Here is a 5,564-nt window from a genome sequence, read left to right on the forward strand (position 1 = left end):
AAAATCGTTTCTCTTCGGCCGATAAAAGGATAATCAAAATAAATAATTGCTTTCCAAAAGATTGGGGTCATAATAACAAATCAAATCAGAGTAAAGATTGGTACTCAGAAGAAATTAGTTCCTTTGGCCACCGGAATAACTCCTTTGTAAATAAAATCAACTAAACCATCGGTAAAGGATACTCAAATATGAACATCAAGCATTGACATAAATAAACCATTTAATCCAGCAAGAGGAGTATAAACACAAAAGTATAATAATGGTGAAACAAAGAAGGCAAATAAATTAATAATTACATTGTTTCCCGTTAAAATGGTAACCGCCACAATCATTGTCATTAAAATTGCTGTTGGCAAACAATTTTCTTTTTTACTAGTTAAAATAATAGCTGTACTAATTGCTAACGAACCACCAAAGGTAAAAGCATAGTTTGGTGGTAATTTTAGTTGTAATAAATGACCAAAATTACTAGATAAAAATCAATCATAAACTTGGACTGAAAAACCATTTGCTTGTGGTAAACGGTTGATTGGAAGCAAATTAATTCATCCTAAAATACTGATCTGCTGATCTCGGAACAATGGTTGTCTTATAAAATTCCAGGCAACTTGAATCGTACTATTATCTGAAGTATCATCAAAAATATTATGCTCTCAACCATAATGAAGAGCAATATTTCTAAATAAAGTTTCAAACTCTGTTTGGCTTAGTGTCTTAACAGTTGTTGGAATAAATAAATTAGCAACAATATCCTTAAAACCAAGTGGAATTAATAAAATATTTAATAATTCATAAACAAAAGCTGGTCCTAAGAAATTATTTGCACTTTGTTGTCACATTCAATTATAAATATGGTTTAAAACAATTGACAACACAATCCATAAAAGTAAGAAAATAATTGCTAAAAACATATTTGCTAAAACAACAATTAAAGTAACAAACGGAAAACCATTTAATAATCCGAAGGATTTTGGTAAACGCAAATCAATACATTTATTATAAATGTATGATGAAACAATTCCAACGATTACTCCCCCTAAAATTGAAGTATTTAAAGTAACAAGACCAAAAGTTGTTCCTAAAACCATTGATAAATTATTCCCATGGTAAAAGAAAAGAATGCTAGTAAAATAAGTCGTTCCTTCAGGAGTGACTTTATACTGAATTAAGGCATATTGCATCACAACAAAAACTAAAAAGCCAGTAACAGCAATTGCTACGGCTTTCACATTATTAGTAATACTAATAACTGTTACTAAACAAATGATAAGTGATAAATTATCAAAAACTGTTTTTCCGATTTTAGTACAAACATCCCCGATTGTTACTATTACAAGATTATTAACATATTCTTTTAAAATCATTCCAATTCCATAAATTAAAACAATTAATAATAATGGAATAATTATTAAAGTAATAATTTTAATAAAACGTTCATAAATATTTCTAATCTTAATTTTATTACTACGATTATTACTATAGCTTTTTCCGTTTTTCCTGATTTGATATAACCTATCAATTTTCAAAATTATTTTCCTTTCTTCAAAAACAATTTAATTTCTTTAATCTGCAAAAAATTGAATTGTTTCAGCTACTGAACTATAAAATGGATAGGGTGCACCATATTGTTGTGAAATATTTAAATCATATTGCACATAAAACTTAATTTGACCCAATGCTTCTTTTAGCAACCCAACGACTGTTAAGCGAACAAAATCAGTTTGATTTTTAGCTATAGTTCTCTTAATAATAAACTGACCATTTTTCATTTGCAATTTAAAATCAGCAGTATTAAAAGGGATATTTGATAAATCAAATCCATCTTGATTACCCGCAATATAAGTTTTAATCATTAATTTAGTAAACTTAAACTTTGGATATTTATTCACAAAACTATCTCAAGTATTTGCATGTTCCGAATAGTTAAAATCAATTGGCTGGTGATTATTTACAACACCGTAATCAGTTGTTCGAACAGGGAATTCCTTCTTTCCACTCATACCGCTAATGTTATACTCTACAACATTATTATTTTTTGCTAGTTCAACAAGTCGTGCTGTTGAAATAGAAGTAAATGTTGTAGCAGGTATTGATGAAGTTACTGCCATACTAGCTGATGATACTAAAAATAAATTTTTCATTCTTAAAAACTCCTTTTAATATATTTAATTAATATTGTTGATAATTGATACACGATTAATACATGTTTGATATAAAAAATAGGCAAATCCTATGTGATAATGATATCACATTTTTCTTCCAAAAAATAAAAAATATTAGAAATTTAACCAAAAAAAAAGACTTAAAAAATGAATTATGAATTAGTCAAGAAAAGTAGACTAATAAAAAATGACTAAAGGTTTAGGTTCCTGTATTCAACAGGACTTAGACCTTTTAATTTTGATTGTTGTCTAAAATTATTATAAAAATAAATATACTTAGGTAAATTACTTATAATTCATTTTGTAGTTCTCTTTTTTCTTGAAATTTGATTTAAAAATTCACTTTTCATTGTACCAAATCATGATTCAGTATGGGCATTATCATATGGATTACCTCGTTTATACATTAATATTTTAATTCCTAAATAATTGCAAAGTCTTTGATAATTTTGATTTGTGTAATGAAATCCTTGATCAGATTGTAAAATTCATGTTTTAGGTTTACCAGCTTTTATTCAAGCATTAATAATATTTTTTAAAACAAAATTAGTACCTAAATTATTACTAATTTGATAGTCCAAAATTTGGTTATTATGAAAATCTTTGACAATTGATAAATAATAAGTTTTTTTATTAGTTAGCAAATATGTAATATAGGTTCCTAGTTTTTGATTAAGTTCAGTAGTCCTAAAGTTTTGACTCAATAAATTTTCATATTGAAAAGGCCTAGATGAAAGTTTATATTTGAATTTTTTAATTCTTTGAACAGATTTTAGATTCAAATATTTCATATATCTATATACCATATGAGCTTTTAAAGATAAATTATAGATTTTATTAATTATTAAAGTTAGCATTTTATAACCATAAATTTTATTAAATTTCAAAAATGATATTTTAATTAATTTAGCTAATTTTGAATCTCACTTATTAAATTTTTGCATACCATTGTTAAATCACTTATAATATCTTGATTTAGAAATATTTAAAATATGAGTTAAATATTTAATCGTGTATTTTTTCTTCAAGGACCAACCCGCTCAAAATTTCATTTTCTTCGATTAGTTCCTCTTTACTCATACTATTAAAATCAATAGTTTTAGGTCGGCCTGGTCTGCGAATTCCCTTTGACTAAGGACCCTTTCCAGGAATTAAATTATCTTCATTTGTGATTTTAATTCATCTGTTTAAAGTTTCCTTTGCAATAGTAAATTTTTTTATTGTATTCATATACCCATTTTTATGATAATATTTAATAATTTTTATTTTTTCTTCTTTTGTGTATCATTTTCCCATAATAAAAGAACATCTCCTAATAAAATATTACACTCTTTTTAAGAGTTTACTTTATTATAGATGTTCAAAGTCCTCTTAAATATTACTTATTTTAGCGCTGCAAGAGCAACATTTAAAGCTTCATGTAATTGTGTCGCTGATTTTTCAAATTGAAATTGCTCTTCTTTTGCTAATTTTCATTCAATAATTTCTTCAATTCCATTCGCCCCAATAACGGCTGGCACACCAATGTATGTTCCCTTAACATTATATTCGCCTTCACATTTTGCACCAACTAAGAACGTTGATCTTTCATCATTTAAAATTGCTTTTGCAATTGATGATAAACATACCCCAATTCCATAAAAAGTTGCTTTCTTTAAATCAATGATTGTATAAGCCATTTTCATCATTTGTTGGTGCATATCTTCTAAATCTTTTTCTGTTAATTTTCCTTCTGCAACAAAATCAGCAATTGATTTTTGCATAATTGAAGCTTTTGATCAAGCAGAAACTGATGAATCACCATGTTCACCCAAAACATAGGCATTAACACTAGCTGGAGCAATATTTAATTTATTACCAACTAAGCGTCTTAAACGTGCTGAATCTAAAGTTGTTCCTGAAGAAATAACTTTATTTTTTGCATAACCAGTTACTTTTTGATAAACTGATGCCAAAACATCGACCGGATTTGAAGCAATTAGAGTAACACCTTTAAAACCTGACGCTTTAATTTTTAAAGCAATATCTTGCATAATTCTTGCATTATCAGCAACCATATCTAAACGTGATTCACCAACTCGTTGTGGTCTCCCAGCTGTAATAACAATTAAATCAGCATCTTTACATTCACTATAATCACCAGCTTTAATTGTACTAAAACGATTTTCTAAAACAGCAACAGCATCTGATAAATCAATAGCGTTCCCTTCTGCTGCTTGTCGAAAGGCATCAATTAACACATAATGTTGTGCAATCCCTCTATTCATCGCTGAATATAAAAAGCTGTTTCCAACCATTCCACATCCAACTAAAACTACTTTTCTCGTTGAATTTTCCATATTTCTTCTCCTTTTAAAAATCTCTTATTTTATTATAGCAAAAAATAAAAAAATTTTTTTTAAAAGACTCAAAATATATGGGTTTTTTACAATTAAAATTGTAAAAAATGATAATTTTATTATCAAAATTATATTTTTTAATAAAATAGTAACAAAGTTTTGCTACTACATAATTTTACAGGGTACCATAACCTCAAAGGCATCGTGTAATCGAAGTGCAACAAATCAACTCAGAAAGGAGTTGATTTTTTATTGAAAAAAACATTATTTTATTTTGCGGTCCTTAGTAACTAAATATGGAAAAGATATTGTTATTAATACTGTAAATAAGATAGTAATTAATAATGTAAAAGAAAATGAATAAATTATCCGCGTAATTTATTAGCGGTAATTTATTCAATATAGTTTATTTTGAGCGTAGCGAACACGCGAAGCGTGYCGCAATATTTTTAGARAGGAGATGTAATATGCCAACTTGATTAACGACAATATTTAGTGTTGTTATTATATTAGGGATTTTTGCTTGAATTGGTTTATCAATTTATCAAAAAATTAAACAAATTCGAGGAAAGAAAAAAGAAAAAAAAGAAATTGCAAGAAAGGAGGATAAAAAATAATGTTAGGTATGTATTTAACAACAGCGTTTAATTTTTTAACAGTAACTACACCTACACCTAAAACTATGTCTGAGGGTATGACTGGGATTTGAACGGGTTTAACTAGTGCATTATGAAAAGTTAAAGAAGGTATAACAAATATTTTACCTGAGATAATGGTTTTCTTAGGYGAAGCGTGAATTATTTTAATTCCATTTGCTATATTTTGTATTATTAAAATCTTAAACTTTTTCCGTGTTATGGTTAAAGGATTTTAGTATTTATATTTATTATTTATCATGTATTTTAACTGTGGCACACTAGTTTTTATATGTGATTTGATTAAATAATTTTATTGTTTATTTTTACACTATACACTGTTTACAAATTTATTTTTTAATAAACTTTATTACTATCGTTAATATTGGGATAATAAAAATCCCTATTATACATATAAATTTAACTAT

8 protein-coding genes are annotated in these 5,564 nt (G+C 26.7%); 3 read left to right on the plus strand and 5 right to left on the minus strand.

The window, feature by feature from the left end; all coding sequences use genetic code 4:
* From C6B38_RS08310 to C6B38_RS08325, 5 genes are all read right to left on the minus strand, one after another.
* On the minus strand, positions 1–1,526 hold a 1,526-nt coding region (locus tag C6B38_RS08310; RefSeq protein WP_105299277.1), incomplete at its 3' end, for a PTS transporter subunit EIIC.
* A 36-nt stretch (positions 1,527–1,562) separates the two neighbouring features.
* The gene (locus C6B38_RS08315; protein WP_105299278.1) at positions 1,563–2,141 is read right to left on the minus strand and encodes a hypothetical protein; all 579 of its coding nucleotides are present in this window, start codon (positions 2,139–2,141) and stop codon (positions 1,563–1,565) included.
* Between the two features lie 212 nt (positions 2,142–2,353).
* Positions 2,354–3,214 carry an IS3 family transposase gene (locus C6B38_RS08320; RefSeq protein WP_233485701.1) on the minus strand — a complete coding sequence of 287 codons (861 nt, stop codon included), beginning with the start codon at positions 3,212–3,214 and terminating at the stop codon, positions 2,354–2,356.
* A 79-nt stretch (positions 3,215–3,293) separates the two neighbouring features.
* The gene (locus tag C6B38_RS11630) at positions 3,294–3,458 is read right to left on the minus strand and encodes a hypothetical protein (RefSeq protein ID WP_233485702.1); all 165 of its coding nucleotides are present in this window, start codon (positions 3,456–3,458) and stop codon (positions 3,294–3,296) included.
* An 86-nt stretch (positions 3,459–3,544) separates the two neighbouring features.
* Positions 3,545–4,501, minus strand: a complete 957-nt coding sequence (locus tag C6B38_RS08325) for an L-lactate dehydrogenase (protein WP_105299279.1) — start codon at positions 4,499–4,501, stop codon at positions 3,545–3,547.
* 241 nt (positions 4,502–4,742) lie between these two features.
* On the opposite strand from C6B38_RS08325, the gene C6B38_RS12035 reads away from it, so the two are divergent.
* The 3 genes from C6B38_RS12035 to C6B38_RS08335 all read left to right on the plus strand — a co-directional run bounded on the left by C6B38_RS12035 (position 4,743) and on the right by C6B38_RS08335 (position 5,375).
* The gene (locus C6B38_RS12035) at positions 4,743–4,865 is read left to right on the plus strand and encodes a hypothetical protein (protein ID WP_255401142.1); all 123 of its coding nucleotides are present in this window, start codon (positions 4,743–4,745) and stop codon (positions 4,863–4,865) included.
* Positions 4,866–4,968: 103 nt separating this feature from the next.
* A complete protein-coding gene (locus C6B38_RS08330; protein WP_105299280.1) occupies positions 4,969–5,118 on the plus strand; it encodes a hypothetical protein in 150 nt (49 codons plus the stop codon).
* Positions 5,118–5,375 carry a hypothetical protein gene (locus C6B38_RS08335; RefSeq protein WP_105299281.1) on the plus strand — a complete coding sequence of 86 codons (258 nt, stop codon included), beginning with the start codon at positions 5,118–5,120 and terminating at the stop codon, positions 5,373–5,375. Before C6B38_RS08330 ends, C6B38_RS08335 begins: the two co-directional genes overlap by 1 nt.
* Positions 5,376–5,564 lie beyond the last annotated feature (189 nt).

Origin of the sequence: Spiroplasma sp. ChiS (genome assembly GCF_002968355.1) — a bacterium.
Classification (GTDB): domain Bacteria; phylum Bacillota_I; class Bacilli_A; order Mycoplasmatales; family Mycoplasmataceae; genus Spiroplasma; species Spiroplasma citri.